The organism is Prevotella sp. OH937_COT-195 (genome assembly GCF_003932845.1).
In the GTDB taxonomy this organism is placed as follows: domain Bacteria; phylum Bacteroidota; class Bacteroidia; order Bacteroidales; family Bacteroidaceae; genus Prevotella.
In genome coordinates this window covers 1-26,472 of the sequence record NZ_RQZH01000009.1, presented here as the reverse complement: position 1 = coordinate 26,472, position 26,472 = coordinate 1, and the positions used below count along the sequence as shown (strand labels likewise).

General features: G+C 45.0%; 18 protein-coding genes. 11 read left to right on the top strand and 7 right to left on the bottom strand.

Features of this window, described 5'->3' with window-relative positions:
- Positions 1–67 precede the first annotated feature (67 nt).
- Positions 68–616 carry an NUDIX domain-containing protein gene (locus EII32_RS05155; protein WP_125234378.1) on the bottom strand — a complete coding sequence of 183 codons (549 nt, stop codon included), beginning with the start codon at positions 614–616 and terminating at the stop codon, positions 68–70.
- A gap of 25 nt (positions 617–641) precedes the next feature.
- Complete coding sequence (locus tag EII32_RS05150) at positions 642–1,793, bottom strand: DUF4369 domain-containing protein (RefSeq protein WP_125234377.1); 1,152 nt, start codon at positions 1,791–1,793, stop codon at positions 642–644.
- A 612-nt stretch (positions 1,794–2,405) separates the two neighbouring features.
- On the opposite strand from EII32_RS05150, the gene EII32_RS05145 reads away from it, so the two are divergent.
- Positions 2,406–5,804, top strand: coding sequence for a leucine-rich repeat domain-containing protein (locus EII32_RS05145; RefSeq protein ID WP_125234376.1), 3,399 nt, complete (start codon positions 2,406–2,408; stop codon positions 5,802–5,804).
- A 16-nt stretch (positions 5,805–5,820) separates the two neighbouring features.
- The gene (locus tag EII32_RS05140) at positions 5,821–6,003 is read left to right on the top strand and encodes a hypothetical protein (protein WP_125234375.1); all 183 of its coding nucleotides are present in this window, start codon (positions 5,821–5,823) and stop codon (positions 6,001–6,003) included.
- A gap of 303 nt (positions 6,004–6,306) precedes the next feature.
- Here the strand turns inward: EII32_RS05140 and EII32_RS05135 are convergent, their stop codons facing one another.
- Together EII32_RS05135 and EII32_RS05130 are read right to left on the bottom strand one after the other, a co-directional pair.
- Positions 6,307–7,332: a porin gene (locus EII32_RS05135; RefSeq protein ID WP_125234374.1), complete on the bottom strand. Its 1,026-nt coding sequence runs from the start codon at positions 7,330–7,332 to the stop codon at positions 6,307–6,309.
- A gap of 26 nt (positions 7,333–7,358) precedes the next feature.
- Positions 7,359–8,348, bottom strand: a complete 990-nt coding sequence (locus EII32_RS05130; protein ID WP_125234373.1) for a YitT family protein — start codon at positions 8,346–8,348, stop codon at positions 7,359–7,361.
- Between the two features lie 535 nt (positions 8,349–8,883).
- Between EII32_RS05130 and EII32_RS05125 the strand changes: the two genes are divergently transcribed.
- From EII32_RS05125 to EII32_RS05115, 3 genes are all read left to right on the top strand, one after another.
- Positions 8,884–10,029, top strand: coding sequence for a fibrobacter succinogenes major paralogous domain-containing protein (locus tag EII32_RS05125; RefSeq protein WP_125234372.1), 1,146 nt, complete (start codon positions 8,884–8,886; stop codon positions 10,027–10,029).
- A gap of 22 nt (positions 10,030–10,051) precedes the next feature.
- Positions 10,052–11,860 carry a leucine-rich repeat domain-containing protein gene (locus tag EII32_RS05120; RefSeq protein WP_125234371.1) on the top strand — a complete coding sequence of 603 codons (1,809 nt, stop codon included), beginning with the start codon at positions 10,052–10,054 and terminating at the stop codon, positions 11,858–11,860.
- Between the two features lie 166 nt (positions 11,861–12,026).
- Positions 12,027–12,233, top strand: coding sequence for a hypothetical protein (locus tag EII32_RS05115; protein ID WP_125234370.1), 207 nt, complete (start codon positions 12,027–12,029; stop codon positions 12,231–12,233).
- A 104-nt stretch (positions 12,234–12,337) separates the two neighbouring features.
- Here EII32_RS05115 and EII32_RS05110 read toward each other — a convergent pair whose 3' ends face one another.
- Positions 12,338–13,591, bottom strand: coding sequence for an FprA family A-type flavoprotein (locus EII32_RS05110; RefSeq protein ID WP_125234369.1), 1,254 nt, complete (start codon positions 13,589–13,591; stop codon positions 12,338–12,340).
- A gap of 83 nt (positions 13,592–13,674) precedes the next feature.
- On the opposite strand from EII32_RS05110, the gene EII32_RS05105 reads away from it, so the two are divergent.
- Positions 13,675–14,958, top strand: a complete 1,284-nt coding sequence (locus tag EII32_RS05105; RefSeq protein WP_125234423.1) for a M16 family metallopeptidase — start codon at positions 13,675–13,677, stop codon at positions 14,956–14,958.
- A 192-nt stretch (positions 14,959–15,150) separates the two neighbouring features.
- Here the strand turns inward: EII32_RS05105 and EII32_RS05100 are convergent, their stop codons facing one another.
- Complete coding sequence (locus EII32_RS05100; RefSeq protein WP_125234368.1) at positions 15,151–16,050, bottom strand: helix-turn-helix transcriptional regulator; 900 nt, start codon at positions 16,048–16,050, stop codon at positions 15,151–15,153.
- A gap of 60 nt (positions 16,051–16,110) precedes the next feature.
- Positions 16,111–16,686: a ribonuclease HII gene (locus EII32_RS05095; protein ID WP_125234367.1), complete on the bottom strand. Its 576-nt coding sequence runs from the start codon at positions 16,684–16,686 to the stop codon at positions 16,111–16,113.
- Between the two features lie 387 nt (positions 16,687–17,073).
- Between EII32_RS05095 and EII32_RS05090 the strand changes: the two genes are divergently transcribed.
- From EII32_RS05090 to EII32_RS05070, 5 genes are all read left to right on the top strand, one after another.
- Positions 17,074–20,400 carry a SusC/RagA family TonB-linked outer membrane protein gene (locus EII32_RS05090; RefSeq protein ID WP_125234366.1) on the top strand — a complete coding sequence of 1,109 codons (3,327 nt, stop codon included), beginning with the start codon at positions 17,074–17,076 and terminating at the stop codon, positions 20,398–20,400.
- Positions 20,401–20,422: 22 nt separating this feature from the next.
- Entirely contained in the window at positions 20,423–21,985 is a 1,563-nt protein-coding gene (locus EII32_RS05085) for a RagB/SusD family nutrient uptake outer membrane protein (RefSeq protein WP_125234365.1), read from the top strand.
- An 18-nt stretch (positions 21,986–22,003) separates the two neighbouring features.
- A complete protein-coding gene (locus tag EII32_RS05080) occupies positions 22,004–22,936 on the top strand; it encodes a putative zinc-binding metallopeptidase (RefSeq protein WP_125234364.1) in 933 nt (310 codons plus the stop codon).
- Between the two features lie 29 nt (positions 22,937–22,965).
- Positions 22,966–24,321, top strand: coding sequence for a DUF4302 domain-containing protein (locus EII32_RS05075; RefSeq protein WP_125234363.1), 1,356 nt, complete (start codon positions 22,966–22,968; stop codon positions 24,319–24,321).
- Positions 24,322–24,501: 180 nt separating this feature from the next.
- Complete coding sequence (locus tag EII32_RS05070; RefSeq protein ID WP_125234362.1) at positions 24,502–25,620, top strand: hypothetical protein; 1,119 nt, start codon at positions 24,502–24,504, stop codon at positions 25,618–25,620.
- Positions 25,621–26,472 lie beyond the last annotated feature (852 nt).

Genomic DNA, 26,472 nt, shown 5'->3' with positions numbered 1-26,472 from the left:
GAGGCATCTTTTCTAAAATGATACGGGTAAACAATTTTGATTGAAAAACAAAAATACCTGTTTCTGATTACCGTTTTGAAAAATGTTCGTCGATAAGTCGTTTTACACCGTTGCAAATGCTTTGAAGTCCGAATTTCTCCGGATTTAACTCGTTTACGGGTATCCAAGCGGCATCGTTGACATCGTCGCCGGGGGTTATAATGTCGGTATCTGCCACATTGCAGCGGTAAAACATGTCGATGGTGGGTATGGCAATGCCACCATATCGGTAGGTATTTGGCAGAGAAAATAGAAACTCTGCTGAGGAAACTGTCAGTCCGGTCTCTTCCTTTACTTCGCGCTTCATCGTTTCTTCGGAAGTCTCTCCGATGTCACTGAAGCCGCCGGGGAGGTCAAGAGTACCTTTGGCAGGTTCTCTGCCACGTCTCACCACGAGCATTCTTTCGTTGTTGTCGAAAATAAAAGCCGCAGTTGCAGCCGACGGGTTCATGAACATTTCGAAACCGCATGCCGCGCATTTTTTGCTCTTTTCGGAAGAATTGCCGAATTTTTCCGAACCGCACACAGGGCAAAACCTGTATTTGAATAGCGGGTGTGATGTCTCCTGCTTTGGCATAAGGGAAATGCTGTTGCTGTAGTTGTTAAAGAAGACTGCGCAATTCTGCCTCGAAATCTTTCATCTGTACGTCTCGTTTGTACAAAATGTTGTTGCGGTCAATTAGGAAGAACGTGGGCAGTTTCTGCACGTTATATTTTATAATAATATCGTTTGCGTTCTCGCTTGTGGCACGAACGCAGATCCACGGCAGTGCCGCCGTCTGCTGTTTCCAGAAATGTTCGTCTTCGTCAAGCCCAACTTGGAATATCTCAAGACCGCCATCGTGGTATTTGTTGTAAAGTTCTCGCAACATCATTATTCTCTCGGTGCTGTTTTCCGATGAAAAAAGATGGAAGTCGAGGAATATTACTTTGCCGTGAAAGTCGGTCAGCCGACGCATTGCCCCGTGGTTGTCCGGCAGCACAATGTCTATTATGTTTGTGGTATTTATCTTCGCCGGATCTATCCCTCCGTTTCTGCTTTGTAGTATTCGCCGGTTCTTCATGCCCTCGATTGTGATGTTGTGGAGATTCTGTCCGCGCAACGTGTTTGGGTAATATGTGTCCCAACTTGTTGCCACGGCTCCAAACACACGTACGTCGTCGGAAGTGATTCGGGTGTCGAATATGAATACGTTGCCCAACGTCTGGAACAAAGCAAAATAAGAGTATGCTTTCATCGGCTCTTTGAATATGTAGTTTCTCGCGATGTCTTGCTTGTAAGCATCTACCAATTTTCTTACAGAGTCTTCGGTTGCCGTCACCCCGATTTCCGGATTTCGGACAATCTCGTCCAGCTTTTGTTGCAGCGACATCTGTCGCAGTGTTAGTTCCTTTATTTTCAAGCAGTTCTTCGATCCCTCTACGGTGTATTGCAATGCCATTTCCGGATAGCGTGCCTTTATCGTAACCGTTTCTGTGGAGTCTATGCTTATGTTTATTATCTGTGTATTTATTCGAAGGCGGTAAAACTCCGGAGCCTCCGGTTTCGCGCCGTTGAAGGAGAATGCACCGTCCTCACCGAGTTTCACGGAGTCTGTCTTTACTGGTCCGTCAAGACTCATGTTCTCGAGATAAAGCACCGAATCCTTGGCGTTGGTAATGTTTCCAGATATGTGGAACTTTTTTTCCTCGCACGCTGCCAAAATCAGGGCAACAATTATGTAAGCGGCGGTTTTTATAAAATAAAGTTTCATGTCGCTGTCTGATGATGTTTTTATTATTTGCAAAATTATAGCAAAATGATGTTAACACAAAACAAAATGGCGTTTTTTTTTGTCGTTACAACGTTTTTTTATAAAACAAGGAAAAAGGAAAGGAGAGGGGATTTGCATATTTCAAAAAATATCACTACCTTTGCATCGGATTATGAATAGTGATTTTAAAGTGTTAGGATCGCACAATTATCCGTTCCTCGCATTTTTCCTTGTGTTTTTAAAGAATAATGCAGAGAGCGGTAGGACGTTAGTATTATTTAAAAACGATTGAATTATTTGGTTGTTACAGGTGATTTGGCTTTTTCTAAACGAATTAAGTGCATCATTATTTAACATTATCAGATTATTAATATATATATAAAATAAAAATTTCAAAAATAGATATGCGCATAATATATGAACGTGTTTTTAATTAACTTAATACCAATAGGAATAAATTCTTTTTCAAATTTACTTCATTGGTTATGCCTAATTTAAAGTGGAATGGCATTTGGAATAGAATATTTAACAATATCTTTATCTTTTTATATCAAAATATATTTAAACGATTAACAAGTTGTAATCATATTGTAAACGTAAATTAAGAAAAGAATGAAACGATTAAGAATTTTATTATTATTGCTGCTGGCATCGGTGATGTCGGTAACAACAGCTTTTGCCCAATCTGTGGGTACGGTATTCACAGTTGGTAACTGTGAATATAGGGTATCTAAGAAAGATGTGACGAGTACGCCTAAAGTCTATGAGGTGGAAGTGCGGCATGTACATGGTTCCGGGAAAATTGTTATTCCCGCTAAAGTACGGACTCCGGAAGGAATGGACCAGGAGGAGTATAATGTGGTAGGGAGCATGGCTTGGAGTTCCAAGGCAGACGATTCTGTTACCGAAATTGAGTTCTCGGAAGGTTTCAAGAAATTTTCAACAGGTTCGTTCCGAAACACCAAGTTGAAGAAGATTGTTATTCCCGCAAGTTGCGAAGCAGTGGAAAATGGAAGTTTTGCAGGCTGTGAGCAAATGGAACGTTTTGAAGTGAAGACGGGTAGCGCTAACTATAAGTCAAATACGGACGGTTCGTTGCTTTCTTTGGACGGAACGAAACTGGTACGTGTACCGGCATCAAAGACCGGTCCTTACACAGTGCCTGACGGTGTGCAGGAAATTATGCCGACGGCATTCTCCAATTGCAAAAAAATGACAGTAATAACCATTCCCGCTTCTGTAAACAAAGTTTCGGATTTGGATGATTTTCCTTCTTTTAGCAGTAGTGGAACGCATTTTACAGTAAATGGTGGTAACACGACGTTCTGCGACAAGGATGGTCTGTTGTGCAGCAAAGATGGTACCAAGCTTGTTCATGTTCCTTATGAATACGATCAATTGGGTTCAGATAAGAAACTGACAGTTCCTGCAAGTGTAACAGAAGTGTTGAAGAATGCGGCTGTCAACTGTTTTATGAAGAGTCTCGACCTTAATAAAGTTAAAACTATCGGTAAAAATGCTTTTGCTTCGTGCGGTGCTTTGGAAAGTGTGAACATTGGTAAGGATGTGGAGAAGATAGGTGAGGGGTCATTTAGCAATTGTGTTAAGGTTAAGGCCTTTAATGTTGCATCCGAGAATGCGAAATATAAGTCTGACAACGGTATAATTTACACAAAGGATCTTGCCGAACAACATCTTTTGATTTATCCCACCGGAAAGGAGGCAACAGAATATACGGTACTCGAAAATACAGTGCACATTGATGCCAATGCCTTTACCGATGTTGTGTACTTGGAGAAAATTAACATTGCAAAAACCGTTAAGGACATAGGCATGGCTGCATTCAAGTCTGCAAAGAAACTGAAGGAAATTAAATTCTTGCCAACTTCCCAACTTGAAGAGATTGGAGAAAATGCTTTCCAATACTCCAAGTTGGAGAATATTACTATCCCCGCATCGGTAAAGAAACTTGGAGATGCTACTTTTGCCGATGTCAAAACACTCAAGAAAGTACATTTTGCGGTCGGTTCACAGTTGGATAGGTTGCCTCCATTCCTTTTCCAGAACAATGAAAGTCTTGAGGAAGTTGTTTTTGATGGTGAGAATAAATTAACATCAATAGGAAGTTTCGTTTTCTTAAATTGTCAGAAACTGAAAATGTTTAAGATGCCGAAAGGAGTCAAGACCATTGCCAGTGGTGCATTCAAGGGTGCCTCCGGAATGGAAACCATTGAGTTTGAAACTCCTTCCTCGCTTAAGTCTATTGCTAATGGGGCATTTGCCGATTGTGGCATTAAACATATAAATCTTCCCGAAAGCGTTACATTTATAGAGGCATTGGCTTTCGATCATTGCACGAAACTTACGGAAATTATGATACCCAAGAACGTGCAAAAGATAGATGCAGGAGCGTTCAATTTCTGCGAGGGACTATTGGAATTCGAGGTTGATGAGGCCAATCCGCATTTCAGCGAATTAGACGGAATGTTGTCCAGCAAGGACAGGAAAACGCTTAAAGTATTCCCTGCAGGCAAGGCAGATTCGAAATACACCCTGCTTCCTTATTTTGAGAAAGTTGATGAATTCGCATTTTATGCTTGCAGCAAATTGTCTAACATCACGTTCCCGAGAACGATAACAGAGATAGGAGACCGTTCGATAGCATTGTGTAAAAACCTGAAGTCATTCAGTTTCATGGGTAAGGATAATGTTCCTGTACTTAAAAAGGACATTCTTTATGAATCAACTAAACCGGAAGATATAACCGTATATGTGCGTAAGGCATGGTTTGAGAAGCCCGAAAACGAGGCAACCATTAGGAATTACAATACTATGTTCAAGGAAGTGCATCCCTCGTTCGTTCCCACAACCGGCTATGACCGTGGCATTGAGTTCTTCCCTACATCTATGGAGTATGTCGGTGTAATCAGTTTCAACGAGTTCAATGATTTATTAAACACAGATCCCGATACCCTAAAGCCGCGCACCTCAGTAATAATCCTCCCCAAGGCCAAGGAAAAAGGATATACCGATAAGTTCGGGAAGGAGCATCCCGAGAAAGACTATGATGTAAGCAGTGTTCTTGACTTCGCATTTGAGAATGAACAAACGGCGAAAGCCATTACTTTTTTGGCAGACATTGAATACATCGGACTGAAAGCGTTCATGTATAACGGTAGCAGTAACAGTATTGAGAATCTCTATTTTGTGGGCGATAAACCGGCAGAACTCGGATCGAAAATTTTCAAAAGCTACTCTGTTGATTACCCTTTCACAGAAACACAGAACATCTATGTGAAAGAGAGCAAGGTTGATACTTATAAGCATAAATGGAGGACAGATTTCTTTGAATTGCAAATTACGCACAAGATACCTCAGAAGACGCATAAGAACGGTGGAACGGTTTGCTTCCCATTCGATGTGAAATATCCCCAAGGACAGGGTGATGAGGACATTAAGCCATACATACCGAAAGATTACGAACACGCACATGATATTAAAGATCCGTTTGTTCGTGCTTACAGTCTCGATGACTATTATGTTCCGGCATTTGTTGGAGTGTTCATTCGCAGCAAGAATAAAGAAACTGTAACTTCCTATTGTCAGATGGACGAATTACAGAAGCACGTGACAACCACCCTTCAGACTGCCGGTGCCTACAATCCCGCCACTTATCGTATGAAAGGCATGGTTCAAGACACCATCATCCACAACGGTAACGAAGAACTTTATGCTTTCAAGAAAAGTACGGGTAAATTGGTGAAACTCAAAGATGGTGCCAGATTCCCATATTTCAAGGCCTATCTTCGCATGCCGCCTGCCGGTTCCGGTGCGAAGCCTTTCTCCATCGTCTTTGATGATGAGCCGGTTGTAACAGGCATAGAGGAAATTAACACTTTGCCGGAGGATAATGCCAATGATGCTTATTACAACATTAATGGTACTCGAGTGGTAACTCCCAAACAGAAAGGTGTGTATATACGCAATGGTAAGAAAGTGATTGTTGAATAACTAAAAATGACGAGCAATGAAGAAAATAGCATATATAAAACCGGAAATGGAAATTGTCAATGTTCAAGGCAATGCCTTGATGGAACATTGGAGTATAGGCATAGATCCTAATGATCCCGGTATCGGTCCGGGAGAGGAAGATGAAATTGGTGCCAAAGAAGGTTTCTTCGATGACGAAGATGACGACTTATGGCCATAGGCAGATTTATAATAATAAAGACGTTAAGGCAGCACTCCGCAGTTACGGGGTGCTGTTTTCTTGTATTTGCCGGCAAGTCTTCCCGGAGAACGCCTGCAAAGTATCACTTTTCATAAAAAGAAGCCTTGTCGGATTGGGGCGGAATACTGTTTACAATAAAGTCCCACACGGTGATATTTTGTTGGCATACATGTAGCCGTACATTACTTTCACATTATGGAGAAAATAGCAAGAAAATCGGCAAGCATCATTATGTGTGATACTTGCCGATTATGTTATATGGTAATGGTATATGTTTCTTCTTTAAAGAACTTTCATTCTCCACGTTATGCCCATGTTCACGTTTGTCTCCTTGTCTTGAACCGTTCCGTTGGGATTGCCGTTCTTGCCGAATGCGTAACTATAGTTTCCATGTATGCGAACGTTTTTGTCTTTCAGCGGGAAGAACTCCACTCCTCCGCTAAGTCGCTTCAGTTCCGTTCCGTTTCTCACTGCCACGTCGGCATCGGCGCCCGACTTGTTCACTTCGTAACTTGCTTTTGCGAATAAGTTTATCTTATCCGTGGGTTGGTAAGACACTTGACAAACTACCGAGCAATCTTTTCCCCAGAAAGCCTGATGCGATGCCGCGCGGTTCATTAAATCAAGTTCCACCTGCATGTTGTCGCCCAAATGGAAACGGTTGCCGAGTGAAATGTAGTTTATGAACTTACCCGGAGCATATTCGAGAAGGTTTACAGACCACATCGGTTCGTATATTCCGTGCCTTGCCATCCATTCCAAGTTGAAAGCATACATGTCCTCGTTCTTTCCCGATAGGGCATTGTAAGTTTTTTGATACGGACTTTGGCATACTTGGAAAATGAAAGTGTCGTTTCCGCTGTTCGTGGTGTATTGTCCCGTTGCTCCCCACTGATAGCACGGGAAATTGTAGCAGAACTCAGAAAGGAAATAGCAGTCTATCGGTGCCGGATACAGTTCCCAACCTGCCACATTCACTATAAGTTTTCCTACCATTACAGATATGTTCTCCGTGGGTTTGTATGTCAGGAACAGCCAGTCGGTGGCATCGAAGAACGAGTAGTCGCGATGAATACCGTTAAGCCGGTTGCGGAAAGCGAACGAGAATTTCGGAGATATTTCTCCCTTGAGAATAACGTTTGCCACATTCCCTTTGAAGCCGCAGTCGTCCTTTATCTTTTTCCCGTCTATGTCGCGGTACTGAACATCGCCTCTTGCCTCGAAGTCGAGACTTACGGGTTTGTTGTCCTGTGCGTATGTTGCCGAGGCAAATACCAACAGTGATGCCAAAAAGGTTTTGAATTTCATAGTATTCTTTGTTTTTTACAGGTTTATCATTCCTCTTTGTTGTGAGAAATCTTTGTCAGTTTCTTTTTCTTTACCCACAGTCCGCGCACCTCACGAATGTTGTCGGTGGTGCAGAATGCGTCAATCTTGTTGTCGCCCAGCCATTCCATCATTTTCGACAAGTCATCGCCGGTCATTATTATCTCAAGTTGTACTTTCTTCTCGTGGCTGTATCCGCCCACCACTTCGTGCATGGTAACCCCCCTTGCGAGTGTCTTCACTGCATATTCGCGTATTCTTTCATACTCCTTTGATATTATCAGAACGCGTGCCCTCGAGTGCATGTCGAGCATGAAACGATTGAGAATAAGTCCGTTGAGCCAAGTACCTATCAGACCTATTATAACGAGGTTTACAGGGTTTATGGCAAATGCCGTACAGCAGATTGCTCCTCCGGAGATGGTAACTGCGGTGCCGAGGTTCATACCGGTGTATTTGTTCAGAATCTTTGCGAGAATGTCAAGCCCTCCGGTAGAGGCATTGATACTGAACAAGATGCTCTGCGATGCACTCAGAATTACAACGAAGCACAGCAGGTCGAACCACGGATTTGCCAATGCCTGCCCTGCAATATATTCGGTAAACATCGAATTTTCCATGGGCTTTATTAAAGCAAGGAAATCCACCAACGGGCCGAGTATCAGCGCGGTATATACTGTTTTTGCACCGAACTCGTTTCCAATGAGCAGGAACGACATTACCAACAGAACGGCATTAATGGAGAAAATCACCGTTCCCACAGAAAAGAACGGTATCAGTTGGGAAATTACCAGAGAGAGACCGGTTATTGATCCCACGATGAGTTTGCTCGGTATAAGGAAGAAATGAACTCCTACCGCAGCCACAAACATGCCCGCTGTCATGATGACCAACTCCACCCAGAATTTCTTTGTGGTCAACAAATGTCCTATTTGACCAACTTGCGATTTCACGTTTTCGGCAGAGAAAATGTTCCTGCCTTTCATTTTTTCATCCATGTTTTGTTATTTAGGTTTTTATTATAGATTTCCCGTTTTCATTGCGGACACATGCCGCTTGATTATTTATATTTATGTTACTTTTAACTTTGACGTTGCAAAAGTACTCCTTTATTATGAATTTTAAGGTATTTGCAAAGGAAATTTTCAATATTTTTGCATCAATCATATATTGCCGGGCATGCCGACATGCAAAAATCATGTTTGTTAAACACAGACACTGCGATGAATGCTTTGCTGCATACGTTTAAAGGATTGACATTTGAATGTTGAATGGTTGCAAATTATGTTCTTTTTTGTCATTATGCCGGCAACAATCTGTCTTGTAGTCCGCCCCAATCCTTTTTTCATGCAAGTCACTGATTGAAAAACAAACGTAAATATACAGTTGATTGATTTTTAACACCTGCTTGCCGGAAAACAATTATATAAGTTTTAGTTAAAAAATATTGTCTTGTGAAATAAATTATTTATTTTTGCAATCCGTAATCCTAAGAAAGATTCTTTTTTGAAACCAAATTAAATTATAGATATTATGAAAAGAAACATTACCACATTATTGCTTCTCGCGCTCATGGCGGTTGCGTGGGGACAGACGGAAAAAAGACGTATGATACTTAACATGAAAGACGGCACCAAGCATTCTTTTATGACAGAAGACATCGATTTCGTGAATTTTATAAAGGAAGGAGACGAACCTTCTGACATGCTTGACATAGAAGGAACGCTGAGCATTGCAATACCCGGTAAGTTAGATGAAAGTTATGTGATGAATGTAATGCAGGGCAAAGAGAAAATAGCCGAGATATGTCTCGAATACATAAGGCCGACAAAGAAACAGATGGTTGTGGTATATCCGGTTGACAGGGCGACACGCAAGGTGGACCTTTCCAAAGGCATATCGGCAACCGACGGAGGTACGGTGGTATGGAACGAAACGGCAAACACCGTGAGCCACACTGCCGGAACGGCATCGCTCGCAACACTCTACATCAGCAACGACGGATTGTCTGCGGAGATGCCGGCAGAGGTTACGGGGGCTGCAACGGTAAAGCCGGAACTCCTCAAGGACGTGCGCGGCACCGAAACGAACGAGTACAAAATTGTGAAGATAGGCACACAATACTGGATGGCGGAGAACTTAAAGACGAAACGCTTTGCCGATGGCAGCGAAATGCCACAGATTGCTTTTACCGCTGTTGCCGAATGGAATGCCAACACCACCGGAGCATGCCATGTATATGCCGACAACGAAGAAAACTCGGTACCGCTGTACGGCAGATTGTACAATGGTTATGCCGTGTTGAGCGATAAGGGACTGGCTCCCGAGGGCTGGGAAGTGCCTTCAATGGAACAATGGAAGAAAATGAAGAAATACGCCGGTATAAGTGCAACGATATACAAAGACAGTACGCCCCTGTCGTGGACGGACAATGGCGAAGGCACCAATCTCACGGGATTTTCGGCACTGCCGGGAGGATATTTCTCGTCGGCAACGGGCGACTCGCACGACGGGATAGATGCTTACTTCTGGAGCAACAAAGTGGTTTACGACCCGCTTACTAAGACAAACTCCATCTGCATGGCACGTCTTAACAACAAGGCAGCCAATCTTGTACTTTATCAAGACAGCGGTCACGATTACACTTTCGGTCACAGTGTACGCTGTGTAAGGAAATGAAAGTTATTTTAAAGCAACAGAAATGAGAAATTTATTATTGTTATTATTAACGCTTACGGTAACAAGCGTGCAGGCCCAGAATGTAAAAGAATTTACCGACGGCAACTTCAAGTTTGTTACAACGAGCGAAACTACGGTGGAAATAAAAGGTTTTGCCGACAATGTTTCGTTGACAACGATAACCATTCCGAAAAATGCAAGCGACGGAACGATGTCGTACACCGTTACATCGGTGGGCGACAACGCTTTCTCGGCATCTTATTCGGGAGGGGCGACGGAAGTGACAATACCTTCGTCGGTAAAGCGAATAGGGAAAAGAGCATTCTCCGGCTCGTCGTCCAAGTTCTTCCTCAAGACACTCAGTCTGAGCGAAGGGTTGGAATACATCGGCGAGGCGGCGTTCTATGCCAACGGCATCGAGAACCTCGTCATACCGGCTTCGGTGGACACCATAGCAAACAGCGCGTTCCTTTTCAGTCCCAAACTGCAAACCCTCACACTCGGCGAAGGCCTGAAATACATCGGCAAGGGGGCTTTCACATCGGGAACATACGCATACAACACCAACAATGTGCTTAAAAACGTGGCTCTGCCATCGACGGTGGAGTATATCGGCAACGAAGCCTTTCTAAACAACGCCGCACTCGAGTCGATAAATGTCCCGAGAGAACTTGTTACCTTGGGCGAGAGCGTGATTGGCGGAACGGTTGTAAACAGCATAACTGTTGACAAGGGATGCAAAAACTTTGTGAAGGTGGGCGAGATTGTCTATGACAAGGAAAAGACCAAACTCTTTCTTGCTCCGATAAAAGGTATAAAAACACTCGTCGTCGAACCGGGAACACTGGGTATCAACGGCGGCGCATTCTGGGACTCTGACATTGAGGAGATAACACTGCCCGAAGGTCTTCTCGGCATAGGTTTCGGCGCGTTCGAGAACTCTCAACTACGCTCTGTCAACTTCCCCAAATCGCTCGTGTTCATCGACGAGCAGGCTTTTGCCGAGACGAAACTCACCGAAGTGACCCTCCCCGAGAACGTGCCGTACATAAACGATGCACAGTTCTACGGCTGCAAGTCGCTCACGAGCGTTGTCATGCCATCGTGTGTCAAACAGATATACAACCGTGCTTTCAGCGGTTGCACCGCCCTGAAAAACATTATGTGCCGCTCGGCGGTGGCACCGGAGATAATGGATACTTACGAAGATTACGACCACCCGTTCTACAACATGTCGCCGTCGTCGCTCACCATTACCGTGCCCAAGGGTGCAAAGGCATCTTACGAGAAAGGCGGATATGCCGAATACATGAATATTGTCGAGGGCGACAAAGGCACTTTACGCCCCGTAAGCACAACTTCCGGAAGCGGTGGCGAACTATATGCCGACGGGAACGTGATGGAATTTGTCATCAATTTCGGCAGCCGTGTCACTCTGAAAGACTCCAATCCCGACATACATCTCCGCAAGGGTAGCAACTGGAGTACGTCGCAGATTTACGCCGAAGGCGGATGGACGGCAAAGCATGATGGCGGCAATATCGTAATAATGGGTCTCGACAAAACCGGGAAACCCGCTACTTTCTCCGCCGAGGCAGGTGTGAAATACTATCTCGTTGTCCCCGAAGGACTGGTGTCGAACGACATGGGAGAAATAAGCGAATGGTTCGACGTGATGCTCGTGGGAACGGAGAATGTGAATTCCATAAAAGACGTTTCCGCAGAGACCGCGCCAGACGGCACTCCGGCATACAACATCGCCGGGCAGCGCGTCAACCCCGATGCGAAAGGTATCGTGATACGGAACGGAAAGAAACGATTCAATCGATAATTAAGTTTGAACAAATATTTGTCATCGGTACTCCGAGCACACAAAACAGCCGGTTTTGCAAAGTAAAACAGGCGAATTTGTTTTCCAAAACCGGCGAAATTGCTCTTCAAATTCGCCGATTTTGCTTTTCAACCCGAATCTGTCATTAGACCGCATTTGCTTATATTTGCCATTGCCGTTACGCTTCCCGACTGCTTTAGCCCGCTTGCTGCCATCTGCGCAGCCATTACATCTCGACGCAGCCCGCCACTCCTTCGATGAAACTGCCGCACATCTGCTTAACAATCGAACAAAATCGGTTGAGGGTTCTAATGACCGATTTGGGTTCAAGAGGAAACAGATTATCAGGAATTATGCACATGCAGGTGTTTAGACAATCGGTTTTCCGTATAAACGCAAGTGTCCCGTTGACAGTTATTCACGCTTGATACTGAAACATGAATACGGTCAACGGGACACTGTTTTTCGTGTCACTCCTTATTTCCTGTCGGCAATCAGTCGTTCTGCCATTGCCTTTCCGAGAGCCTCACACTGCTGTTTAATATCCGGTGTCATGGCCTGCTTCATATCCACGGGTGTCCCCACCGGTTCGAATTTCAGTGCGTTCTCGTTCCATTCACGTATTTTCTCCACGGCTTTCGACGCCCATCCGTGCGAGCCGAACCACCCGATGAGATGGTTTTTTATGTCTTTTCCCGCTATTTCGGAGAGCAGTACGTCCATCTCGTGATAGAGTGCGGTGTTGTAAGTAGGTGCCCCCACGATGAGTCCCCGGTAGCGGAAAATGTCTCGCAGTATGTACGAGTGGTGCGTTTTCGACACGTTGTACATCACAATGTCTTTCACTCCGGCTTTTGAGGCTGCCGCTGCGATGTGCTCTGCCATGCGTTCGGTGTTTCCGTACATTGTGCCGTAGCATATCACAATGCCCTCGTCTGTCTCGTAACGGCTCATTCTGTCATACTCCTTAATTACCCGCTCTTTGTATTGGTGCCACACGGGACCGTGTGTGGAGCATATATAGTCTATGTCGACGCCTGCGAGTTTTTTCAGCGTACCTTGCACCGGCACTCCGTATTTCCCCACAATGTTACTGTAATATCGCACCATTTCGAGCCATGCCGAGTCGCAGTTTATCTCCGAGTCTATGACACCTCCGTTCAATGCTCCGAAGCACCCGAAAGCATCGCCGCTGAAAAGTGTGGAAGGAGTACTCTCCGCGTGTTGTTCCGGCAGTGTCTCCGCTCCGGCGGCAGAAGAGCGTTTCTCGGTGCAAAGCGTTACCATCGTTTCCGGCCAGTGTACCATCGGTGTCAGCACGAACTTGAGTTGATGTTTGCCGAGGTCTATTGTGTCGCCGTTGTTCACTTCTATGTCGTTTCCTCCTTTTATTCCGTAGAAGCCCGCCAGCATTCCGAATGTTTTCTTGTTTCCCACCACCTTCGCTTCCGGGTAGTGTTTTTTTATCAATGCCATCGACCCGCTGTGGTCGGGTTCCATGTGGTTTATTACGAGATAGTCAATCTTTCTGTCTCCCAATATCTCGCGTATGTTCTCTATGTACTGTGTGAAGAAACCAACTTCTACCGTGTCTATGAGGCACACCTTTTCGTCGTCTATCAGGTAAGAGTTGTAACTCACACCGTCGGGTAGCGGCCATAATCCTTCGAAAAGGTTCTTGTTGCGGTCGTTAACTCCCACATAATAGATATTGCTTTTTATTTCCTTCATACATGTTTGGTTTTAACTTTCAGCCTACAAAATTACAAAAAAAATAGTACTAATGAAAAAAAAGAAGTATTTTTGTGCCCGTAATGAGTTATAATACCTATACATTGGACAACGGGTTGCGGATAATCCACCTCCCGTCGGACTCGGAAGTGGTTTACTGCGGCTATCAAATAGCGGCCGGAACGCGCCACGAGGAGAGTGGAGAGGAAGGATTGGCACATTTCTGCGAGCATGTGACGTTCAAAGGCACCGAACGCAGAAACTCGATAAAGATAATAAACGAATTGGAGCGTGTGGGAGGAGACATCAACGCATTTACCAACAAAGAAGATACGGTATATTATGCCGCCGTGCTGCGAGAGCACTTGCCGAAAGCCGTCGATCTGCTCACCGACATGGTTTTTCACAGTACATACCCCCAGTCGGAGATTGACAAGGAGGTGGAAGTGATATGTGACGAGATAGAGAGTTACAACGATTTGCCGGCAGAACTCATTTATGATGATTTTGAGAATCTGCTCTTCTGCGGGCATCCGCTCGGGCACAACATTCTCGGAACGACGGAAAGTGTGCGCCGTTTCACCACCGACGATGCGCTGCGTTTTGCAGGAAAGTATTATACTCCGGGCAATGCGGTGTTGTTTGTGTATGGAGGAGACGGACTTACCAAGAAGATGAAAGCCGTGTTGGACGAGATTCCGGTTCGTGGCTCGTGCCGGAAAGAAAATGTTTCGCAACCCGTAAATGGCATGGAAACGGGAGACAGAACGGGCGTTTCTGCGCGAACCGTCGAGGAGATGAACCTTGATTGCGGCGGAGAGAGAAAAGTGTGCAGGCATCTCAACACTCATCAGGCACACGTTATGACGGGCAACCGTGCATATTCTGTCAACGACCCGCGGCGATGGACGCTGTATCTTATGAACAACATGATAGGAGGACCGGGCATGAACACTCGTCTGAACATCGCGCTGCGAGAACGGCGGGGATTGGTGTATGGCGTGGAAAGTTCGATGGTGGCGTATGGTGACACCGGAATGTGGTGTTCGTATTTCGGCTGCGACTCCGCCGACGTGGATAAATGTCTCGGCATAGTGAGGCGAGAACTTGCCTGTTTCGTGTCAAAACCGCTGTCGAAGGTGCAGTTGGCTGCCGCAAAAAGACAGTTGAAGGGTCAACTCGGAGTGGCTTCGGACAATCGCGAGAACTTTGCGTTGAGTTTTGGGAAGAGTTTCCTCCATTACGGCAGCGGACGCGACCTCGAAGAGACTTTCCGCCGCATCGATGAAATTACACCGGAAGACATAAGGCAGGTGGCGGCGGAAATTTTTGCACCCGACAAGATGACAACGCTCATATACAAATAGTGTTTGGTCGCGACTGCATTGGCTTTTCAAACTAAAAACAAATTCGTTCGTTTGAGAAAAAGGAAGAGAGTATTAAGGTTTGCAACGTGAAAAGTGTACACATGGCATGTCCGCCGTTGTCTGCACCATAAGAAAAGAATGTTAACCGGGGCTCGTCTTTTTGGCGAGACCTTTTTTGTTGTTCGTCTCTCGTCAGTACGACTGCATTTTTGCAATTTTCTTATGCAGATATTCTTTGAAACCGTCGTCGCCCTTCACTTCGATGTCGTCGTACAATCCGAGGACGAAACGACCGATGCCGGTGTAACTGCATACGGGCAGACACAGCAGCCATTGTTGTCCGGATGCTTTTTCGATATATGCGGATGCACCGGAATATTCTTCTATTATTATGTTGTACGACAGCGAACCGAGGAGCATCTCCACCGTTTTTTGCTCCTCGTCGGAGAACATGAATATGTCGGTGTGCACCGTTCTGTGTCGTTTCTCGTTGAGCCATCCATCGTCGAGTATCTCCACCTCGCCAATCCTCGATACTTTGAAAGTCTTGTTCATCTGCGACTCCGGCTCGTAACATCTTACTTCGTTGTTGTTGTTCAGCAACGTGAATGGCTCCACGAGGCGATCTTTCTCGGTTCGGCTGTGCGGCGAATGGTAATTGTGCAGCACCGCCATACGTTTGAATTTTATCGCCTTGTAAAGAGCCGACACGTTGTGTGCCACGTTTTCGCGCAGTTGGTTGTCGGCAAGTATGTTAAAGTCGTAAAAGCGGTCGAGTTTCTTCATCAGGTTGGTTGCCACGGCATCATGTTTGGTCGAGGCTTCAAGCAGTCGCCTCATGGTCAGCACTTCGTCCTCGGTAAAGTCGATGCGCTCTTGCAGTCGCATGAAAAATGGTGATTGGCGGTCGATGCTGTATATTCCGTTCCGCTTCTCCACGATGAAGCCGCAGTTGCGGAAAAACTCGAGATAGTAGTAGAAATTTCTATGTCCCATCTCCATTCTTTCGCATATTTGCTCCAATGTGTAGCCGCGGTTTTCTGCCAACAACAATAGCAGACCGAGTTCTCGTTCGAGTTTGTCGTGACGCATGTTTTTTAAGATTGCCTCTGACTCTCTGACTGTTATGAATCTCCCGAGTGTTCGGAGTTTCTAAAAAAGTTTGTAACTCTTGCGGTGATAAGGCGTTACTCCGTGCGACATGATCGCTTCCCGGTGTTTTTTTGTGGGGTAGCCCTTGTTCTTCTTCCAGCCATATTGCGGATATTCTTCGGCAAGACCGTCCATGTAGTCGTCGCGGTATGTCTTTGCCAAGATGCTGGCTGCTGCGATGGAAAGGAATTTTGCATCGCCCTTTACTATGCAGGTGTGCGGAATGTCGCGGTATGGTTTGAAGCGGTTTCCATCTACTATTATCGCTTCGGGGCGCACCGTTAACTTGTCGAGTGCGCGTTGCATGGCAAGTATCGATGCGTTGAGAATGTTTATCTTGTCTATCTCTTCCGGAGTGACGATGCCCACCGCCCATGCCACGGCATCGCGTTCGATTATGTCGCGCAGCCGTTTGCGCTTCAGGTCGGTCAGTTGTTTCGAGTCATTTAATTCGTCGTTATGGTAGTCGGGTGGCAGAATTACTGCCGCGGCATACACGCTTCCGGCAAGACAGCCGCGCCCCGCTTCGTCGCAACCTGCCTCCATTACACCTTCGGTATGGTATTTTTCAAGCATTTCTTATCGTTCTTTAAAATTTTTAAACGTCGATGTTTCGGACTTATTGTAACGGCAATCATTATAATTTTGCTGTGGAGAAATAAAAAACAGAAAGATTGTGAAAAACGAAACAATTTTATTTGGCAACGATTTCACTGTGAATGACATCGCAAAATTGTCGAACTATTCCCACGATGATGATGAAGTCTTCCTTTATCGTTTTTGTAAAACTCAAAAATGTAGGTCGGAAACATATATAATAATGTGTCTTTGTTAAAAATAAGGCGTTCTGAAACATTTTTGTTATATTTATTTTGTTTATGAGGGAAAAAAAACTTAAATTTGCAATCGGAACGTAAAAAAAATTATTTTATTAATTAAAAAACACTGAAAAGTCAACTTTTTATGAAATTAAGACTTTGTATGATTTTGGTCAGCTTGTCATTCTTCTTGGGAATGGCGAAAGCGCAAACGGTTGTTTCCGGTACAGTCACTTCATCGGAAGATGGCGAACCACTGATTGGTGCTTCTGTAATAGTGAAAGGCACTCAAGTTGGTACGACAACCGATTTTGATGGTAATTTCTCGATTACCACTCAAGTTAGTAACCCTCAAATCGTAGTTAGCTTTATCGGCATGCAAACGGTGACACTCAAAGGTACCAGCAACATGAAGATTACGCTTAACCCCGACAAAGCTCAGCAAATCGGAGAAATTGTGATAACCGGTATGCAGAAGATGGACAAGCGTTTGTTCACCGGTGCCGCAACGAAGGTCGATGCCGAGAAAGCGAAGATTGACGGCGTGTCGGACATCTCGCGCTCGCTCGAAGGCCGTGCAGCCGGTGTCAGCGTGCAGAACGTGTCAGGTACGTTCGGTACCGCACCGAAAATCCGCGTTCGTGGTGCAACTTCTATCTACGGTTCTTCGAAGCCGCTTTGGGTTGTTGACGGTGTGATCATGGAAGACGTTACGGAGGTAGACGCCGATGCCCTTTCTTCCGGTGATGCCGCAACGGTTATCTCTAACGCAATCGCAGGTCTGAATGCTGACGACATCGCCAGTTTCGACATCTTGAAAGACGGTTCGGCGACATCTATTTACGGTGCACGTGCAATGGCAGGTGTGATTGTTGTTACTACGAAACGTGGTAAAGCGGGTTCGTCTCGTATTTCTTACACAGGTGAATACACAATGCGTCTTAAGCCGAATTATTCACAGTTCAACATAATGAACTCGCAGGAGCAGATGTCTGTTTATCGTGAGATGATGAAAGACGGTTTCTTCTCTTTTGCAAATGCATACCGTGCATCTAACAGCGGTGTGTTCGGAAAGATGTATCATTTGATGAATACTTACGATCCGGCAACGGGGCAGTTCCTGCTTGCAAATACTCCCGAGGCAATGGCAGCATATCTGCGCAAGGCAGAGTACCAGAACACAGACTGGTTCGACCAATTGTTCTCAAACTCTATTCAGATGAACCACTCGATAAGCATGAGCAGCGGTACCGATAAGGCTCAGTATTATACATCGTTCTCTTTGCTTGATGACCCGGGGTGGACAAAGAAGAGCCGCGTTCAGCGTTACACGGCAAACATCAATGCCAACTACAACCTGAACAAGAGGGTTGCACTGAACATGATTGGCAACGCAAGTTATCGTAAGCAGCAGTCGCCGGGTACCACCAACCGTGCCACCGACGCAGTGAACGGTGCAGTGTCGCGTGACTTCGACATCAACCCGTATTCTTATTCGCTCAATTCTTCTCGTACACTCGACCCGAACGAGTTCTATGTTCGTAGTTTCGCACCGTTCAACATCTTCCACGAGTTGGACAACAACTTCATGAACTATGACGTTATCGACATGAAATTCCAAGCAGAGTTGAAATACAAACCCATTACAAAGGTTGAACTCAGTTTGCTCGGCGCTTACAAAATTTCTACGACAACGCAGAGCCACAGTATCACGGAAAATAGTAACCAAGCAATAGCATTCCGTATGATGGACGATGCAACGATGCGCGATGCCAACCCGTGGCTCTATACCGACCCGGACATCCCCAATACTCTTCCGGAAAGCGTACTGCCCAGCGGAGGTTTTTATCGCGAGACGAAATATAGAATGAACAGTTGGGATTTCCGTGCAACGGCTTCTTACAACGATGTGTTCAACGATCGTCACATCTTGAACGTTTACGGAGGTATGGAGGTTAACGACGTTAAGCGCAGCCGCTCGTATTTCAATGGTGTGGGTATGCAGTTTGATATGGGTCGCCTCGGAAGTTACAATTACAAGTTCTTCAAGCAGGCATCCGAAGAGAACTCCATCTACTACTCGCTCAACAACGGTTACAGCCGCGAGGTATCGTTCTTCGGAACAACAACATACTCTTGGAAGGGACGTTACACCGTAAACGGAACAGTACGTTACGAGGGTAGCAACCGTCTTGGTAAGGCTCGCAGCGCACGCTGGCTGCCAACTTGGAACATGTCTGGTGCATGGAACGTTCACGAGGAGCCATGGTTCGAGAAACTCAACCCGTATCTCACACATGCGACCCTCAAGACCAGTTACTCGCTCACCGGAGACAAACCTGCAATCACTAACGCCGCTGTTATCATTGCAAGTTACAACCCGTGGCGTCCGTTCAGCGATGACAAGGAATCGGGACTTAACATTGAGGATTTTGCAAACCCGAATCTGACCTACGAGAAGAAGCACGAGTTCAACCTTGGTCTCGACCTCGGTTTCTTTAACAACAGACTGAACGTCGAACTGGCTTACTACAAGCGTAACAACTTCGACCTTATCGGTCCGCAGCGTACAACCGGTACCAAAGGCTCGATCATTCAGTATGCAAACGTGGCTTCTATGAAATCGAGCGGTTTCGAACTCTCAATATCTTCTCGCAACATCGTTAAGAAAGATTTTACTTGGAATACCGATTTCATCTTCTCGCACAACACCAGCGAGGTTACCAAACTTGACTCTCGTACACGAGTAATCGACATGATCGGCGGCTCGGGCTTCACAGGCAAGGGTTACCCGTACCGCGCACTCTTCTCAATGGATTTCCGTGGATTGGACAACAAGGGTCTGCCTACATTCATCAATCAAGACGGAGAATTGGTTAACAGTACCACCGGATACTCGTCTCTCGATTTCCAGTCGTATAATCTGAGCCACTTGATATACAACGGACCGGTTGACCCGACAATAACCGGATCACTCGGAAACGTGTTCACATACAAGGGACTCACACTTAACGTGTTTATCACATACGCTGCAGGAAACAAAGTTCGTCTCGACCCGACATTCGGTCTCGGATACTCTGACTTGAGCGCGATGCCGAAAGAGTTTCAAAACCGTTGGACTGTACCCGGAGACGAGGCTAAGACCGACATTCCTGCAATAGCGGACTTCCGTCAGATGCGTAGCGACCCATATCTCTCGCGTGCATACGGCTCGTACAACTACTCGCAGAACCGCGTGGCTAAAGGCGATTTCGTACGCATGAAAGAAATCTCGCTCGGATATGATATACCGCAGACTTTCGTTAAGCATCTCGGTCTATCATCTGCAAGTGTGAAGTTCCAGGGAACCAACCTATTCCTCATCTATTCCGACAAGAAACTCCTTGGACAGGATCCGGAGTTTACAAATGCCGGTGGTGTTGCAGTACCAATGGCACGTCAGTTCACATTCACAGTACGTCTTGGAATATAATTAACATAACAGAACGAATAATATGAAATTCAAATATTTATTTTTAGCAGCGGCGGCATTGTTGGCATTCAGTTCTTGCGATGACTATCTGGACAAACTGCCTGATGACCGTGCCGAACTTACAACAGAGGAAAAGATTACGCAGTTGCTCGTATCGGCATATCCTACTTGTAATATATCGTTAATAGGTGAGACGAGTTCCGACAACATGGGCGATAACGGCAGGGCATACTCTTCCGACATTATGATCGATGAACTTTATCGCTTCAAAGACGTAGATGTTACGGGTAACGACTCTCCTTATTATATATGGAACGGATACTACCGGGCAGTGGCTGTGGCAAATCAGGCTCTTGATGCTATTGCAAAGTTTAAAAGACCTGAAGCGCTGAAAGCACAGGCTGCCGAGGCAAAACTCTGCCGTGCATACGGAATGTTTATGCTGGCAAACGTTTTCTGCATGGCATGGAATCCGCAGGAAGCAGACAAATATCCCGGACTTCCTTATCCGTTAGTTCCCGGTGTATCCGAAAATAAGCGTGGAACGTTGCGTCAACTTTACGAGGCTATCAACAAGGACATCGAAGAGGCTTTGCCAAATGTGAATGATGCTATTTACAAAAAGCCGAAGTACCATTGGAATACTCGTGCGGCATACGCTTTCGCAGCACGTTTCAACCTATACTACATGAACTATGACAAGGCTGTTGAGTATGCAGACAAGGCTCTCGGAGCAAATCCGGAGATCTTCTTGCGCAACTATGCCAATTACGAGAAACTCGGTGCGGTAGAGATTAACAACCTTTACAACCGTGCTTCGGAGCCGGCAAACTTCTTACTCGTGCCGACATACTCTTCGGCATCGCGTTATGTTTTCAGAGAGCGTTTTGGTCACAACGGAACAATTGCCGGTTACGAGACTTATTGGGCATTGGCTCCTTGGGGACAAGGTTCTGAAGACGCTCTGCTCTATTGGAGCAATATGCTTTATGGACCGCAGTCGGGTGCCATTTTCCCGAAGATGTACGAGTTCTTCGAATACACCGACAAGGTGGCAGGTATCGGTTATGTTCATGTAATGGATCAAGCATTTACCGCCGACGAGACTCTGCTCGTGCGTGCAGAGGCATACGCTCTCAAGAACAATATTGACAAAGCACTTGATGACATGAACAAGTGGATTGTTTCTCACTGTAGAGAGAAAGCCGGTACGAATGGAGAAAAAGTACGTCCCGTTCTGACAACGGCTCTTGTAGATACATTCTATAAGCATGTTGAGTATGCACCGGTTACACCCGATGGAAACCGCGACCGCTCTATCCGCAAGATTCTCAACCCGCAGGGATTTGAATTGACACCGGGTACGGATACGCAGGAGAACGTACTGCAACTTATCCTCCACATGCGTCGTCTCGAGGTGCGCCAGCAGGGTTACCGCTTCTACGATGTTAAGCGATATGGTATCTCATATACACACTTTGTTGCCGGTGAAGATCCTATCATATTCAAGCCGGGCGATTTGAGAGGTGCAATACAAATACCGTCTGATGTCGTAAATGCAGGTTTGGCAAAGAATCCACGATAACTTTAATAAAGAAATAACATGAAAAAGATATATTTATTCGCTTCGCTTCTTTTCGCATGTGTAAGTTTCGGACTCACAAGTTGCGGAGATGATGAGCTCGACTCTAAGAGTGTCTTTGACGGAGACAAGGAACAGCCGAAGAACGAACTCGACAAATGGTTGGTAAAAAACTATCTGACTCCGTTCAACATCGATTTTCAGTATCGTTACAACGACCGCCTTACCGACTTGATATATAACGTCGTTCCGGCGAACTACGATCACTCTGTGGCTCTCGGAATAATGTTCAAGCATATTTGGATCGAGGCATATACCGAGGCTCTCGGTGAAGAGTTCCTTAAGAAGCACTCTCCGCGACAAATACAGTTAATCGGTTCGCGCGAGTACGGCCCCAACGGTTCGGTAATCCTCGGTACTGCCGAAGGTGGTTTGAAGATAATGCTGTACGGTGTTAACGAGTTCGACATAGATAACCCGCGTATCAATGTTGACGACCCATACGAGGACGCCGGTTTATCGCCTGCCGACCTCAACCATTGGATGTTCCACACTGTACATCACGAGTTCTGCCATATCCTCACGCAGTTGAAAGAGTATTCACCGGAATACAAGACAATCTCTGCCGGAAGTTACCACTCGCAGGACTGGATCAACCTCAAGGACAAAAAAGTTCAGGAAGAGGGATTCGTTACAGCCTACGGCTCAAGCGAGTATAACGAGGATTTTGCCGAACTCTTCTCAACATACGTTACGATGTCTCCGGAGGCATGGAATATGATTATGACCAATGCAGGCGAGAAAGGTGCTCCGCTGTTGCAGAAGAAACTCGACCTCATGCGTAAATATTTCAAAGAGCAGTGGGGACTTGACATGGATGAATTCCGCAGCATAGTTCTTCGCCGTTCGTCGGAGATCGGAACTTTGGATTTGCGCGATTTGTCAAAGAATTAAAAAGAACGCTTTAACATATTGATTAAGAAATGAAAAAGTTGAATTATTTTCTAACACTCTTGGTGTCTGTGCTTGCATTGTCATCCTGCACCAGCGAGGTTGATAATTATTTTTCCGAAAGTTCGTCAGAGCGTTCGGCAAAGGATATAGCAAAGGTTCAGAAGATACTTAGGGAGGCACCCAACGGTTGGAGAATGGAGTTTTACGGTAATCTGACATACGGTGGTTATAACGTGCTGTGCAAGTTTGACTCTGAATATGTAACATTTGCTTCGGAGAAAGTGGGTAAGACACACAATGCCGGCTTGGACGATTCGGGAAATCTCGTTGGTGCAGGGCAGAAATCCACTTACACTGTAATGCAGAGTATGGGTACGCTGTTGTCGTTCGACGGAGGTAACGAAGTGTTCCATTATTTCTCAAAACCAAAGAATGATGACTATGGTAGTGCCGGTGAAGGATTTAATGGTGACTTTGAGTTCCGTGTGCTGTCGGCTTCTCCCGAGAAGATTGTTCTTACAGGACGTAAGCACGGGCGTAAGATAATAATGTATCCGATGCCTGCCAATCTCGAATGGAAAGACTATCTTAAGTCTGTTAAGGAAACCGACAATTACATGTCGTCTCGTTCTTACCGTCTCATGGGCGAGGGTATCCCCGATACTGTGAACATTGTGGTGCGCCAATATTATCGCAGCCTTATATTCCAGTATCTCGATGACAAGGAAGAACTTCAAACCGTGGCGGCTCCTTTCATCGTTACCCCGGAAGGTTTTATCCTGTATGATACACCCACGGTGCGTGGTGTTAAAATAGGAAACTTTGCCAAGGGAGATACTTTCGAGCGTTTCTATCTTGCTGACAACAAGAAAGTATGGCTCGAAACGGCAGTGCCTCCATTGTGGGAGTCGGTTCGCGATGGTATGTGGTTCTTCGCATACTCTAAGGTGGGTTCTTATCAGATGCCTCTTTGGGATGATTTCCACGAAGCACTTAAGACTGCCGGATTGAACAACAAAGAGAACGTTCTGATGAATGCTTTAGTTGGTACATACGAGAACAAAACCGGTTTCCATTTCTGGGCAGGTCCGGACTATGGTATCGTCAGATTAGATTTTGTCGATGCAAACGAGGAAGGTAATGAGATTTCCATCAAATATAGTAATGATAAGCCTACCAACAAAACGGCTAAGGACTATATGAGTAAGCACAAGTTGAAGCCGATAATCGAGTCTTTGGCCGGTAGAGGTTCTAAACTACGTCGCTTCAAACTCACCACCGACAATGCACGCAAACCTACGATAATAACGTTCACCGACGTTAACGAGCCCACCAACGTATTCACGTTGTCTGCCGAGCAGGTTAACTATCCTTTCGATCATTAATATCGACCATAAACTCTCCGGCCTCGAATTACGGAGCCGGAGAGTATAAAAAGCATATTCATATTTACATTTTATTACTAATTTCTAAGTTTTATAATTATGAGAAAATTACTACTTTTGGCTGCAACAGTCATGGCTTCTTTCTCTGTAAACGCACAGGTTGCACTTAAAAAAATCAACTTGGAGAAAGACATCACAACAAACATTCAACGTTCTGAGAACATCGATTTCGGTTCTTTGGTAAACAAGGCTCCCGAAATGCTCAAGATTGATGCTGCCGGCATGTACGGTTCATGGATTTCAAACGAATACGAAGAGCAGGCTGATATTTATACATGTAAGTTGACGCTTATCGAGAAAGCTGAAAATGTTGAAAACATGAATGTAAAAGTTACTTTTAAATTTAATGGTACTGTGGATTTATGGGTTTACGGAAAGTTCGAAAATAACAAACTTTCCATCCCCGCACAGTATATTAACGATGGTGCTAATATAAAAATAGGAAACGTTGATCTTGGAAGCAAAGTGGGATTCTTTGGCTTTAAGTTCACCGATGAAACAACCGGTAACTTAAACTTGTTGCAAGACGATTTCGTGTTATCAATTAATGACGATGGCTTGCTCGTAATTGACGATGATAAAAAGTTTGATGGTTGGTTCATGAGAATCGACGAAGGTCAATATGCCGGAGCTTTAGATTTTGCTATCAGACCGGAATTCGGAAAAGCAAACGGTTCCATGGCAGGTCTTCATGTATTGGGTAAAGATAATGTAACAGAAATCAATATTCCGGTATATGTAAACGATGAGGAAGGAGACATATCTGTATTTGGTCATGTGGGAGAATTAAGAATTAAACTTACTGCAGACAAAGATGCTGGTACATTCGAAATGAGTACGGAACAGAATGTGAAGAGAACTTCTAAAAAGATGCAAGACGAAGGTTATGGAGATTTTTATCACATATATGGTGTAAACTCTGAAAATAAATGGTCTAAAGATGTTACTATAAAGGGTACTTGGGCAGACAATGTTATAACTTTCAATCAGGATACAAAAGAAGACTTCAGCGGTGTTTATTGTATTGGTACCAATGTTGATGCTCAAGGATCTTTCTATTGGATGGGTTATTTCGCAAACATTGTTGTAAATTATTCCGGAAGTGTTTCAGGCATAAGCAACGTGACAACAGACACTGTTAAGAAAGACAACCGTATCTTCAACCTCTCAGGTCAGCAAGTTGGCAAAGATTACAAAGGTATCGTTATTAAGAACGGTAAGAAGATGATTCAGAAATAATTTATTTCTCATCTGATATTATTCAGGGACGTGGCAAATGCCGCGTCCCTTTTTCTTTGCCATTTTTATCATTGTATTTCTGTGTCCATTTTTCATGAGACAATCGTCTTGTCGTTTTTAACCCAAATCAGTCATTAGAAACCCTCAACCGATTTTATTCGTTTGTTGAGCAGATGTGCAGCTGTTTAATCGAAGGCGTAGCGGGCTGCATCGAAATGTAATTGCTGTGCAGATGTCAGCAAGCGGGCTAAAGCAGTTGGGAAGCGTAACGGCAATGGCAAATCTAAGCAAATGCGGTCTAATGACCGATTTTGGTTTTAATATGCACTCTCTTTCGTCGATCGGTTGTTATTTTTGACATGTCGGAGTAGTTACAGGTGTATCCACACGTGTAAAAAGGTATGTGGGTATATTGTAGAAACGTACATGGAGTATATTCCGTCGCACATTGACACCGGGCATTGTCATTTGTGACACTTTTGATTACAGTGTGGTTGTTTTGGGGTTTTTAATCAGACACGAACAAGAGAGCAATTTCGGCTGTTTTACCGAGTAAAACCGTCGAAATTGCTTAGTAAAATAGCCGAAATTGCTACATGCTAAAATATAAGTGCAGAAACCACTCGTGTTTAAATCTTGTATTGTCTGGTATTAATCGTAACAACAAAAGTGTTTCCCGTTGGTGCATATACATGTGTTTGCTTTATATGTTGTATATTTGCCATGTCACGGAAGGTCTTTTCAACGTATGACATTAACCCAAATCGGTCATTAGACCGCATTTGCTTAGATTTGCCATTGCCGTTACGCTTCCCAACTGCTTTAGCCCGCTTGCTGCCATCTGCGCAGCCA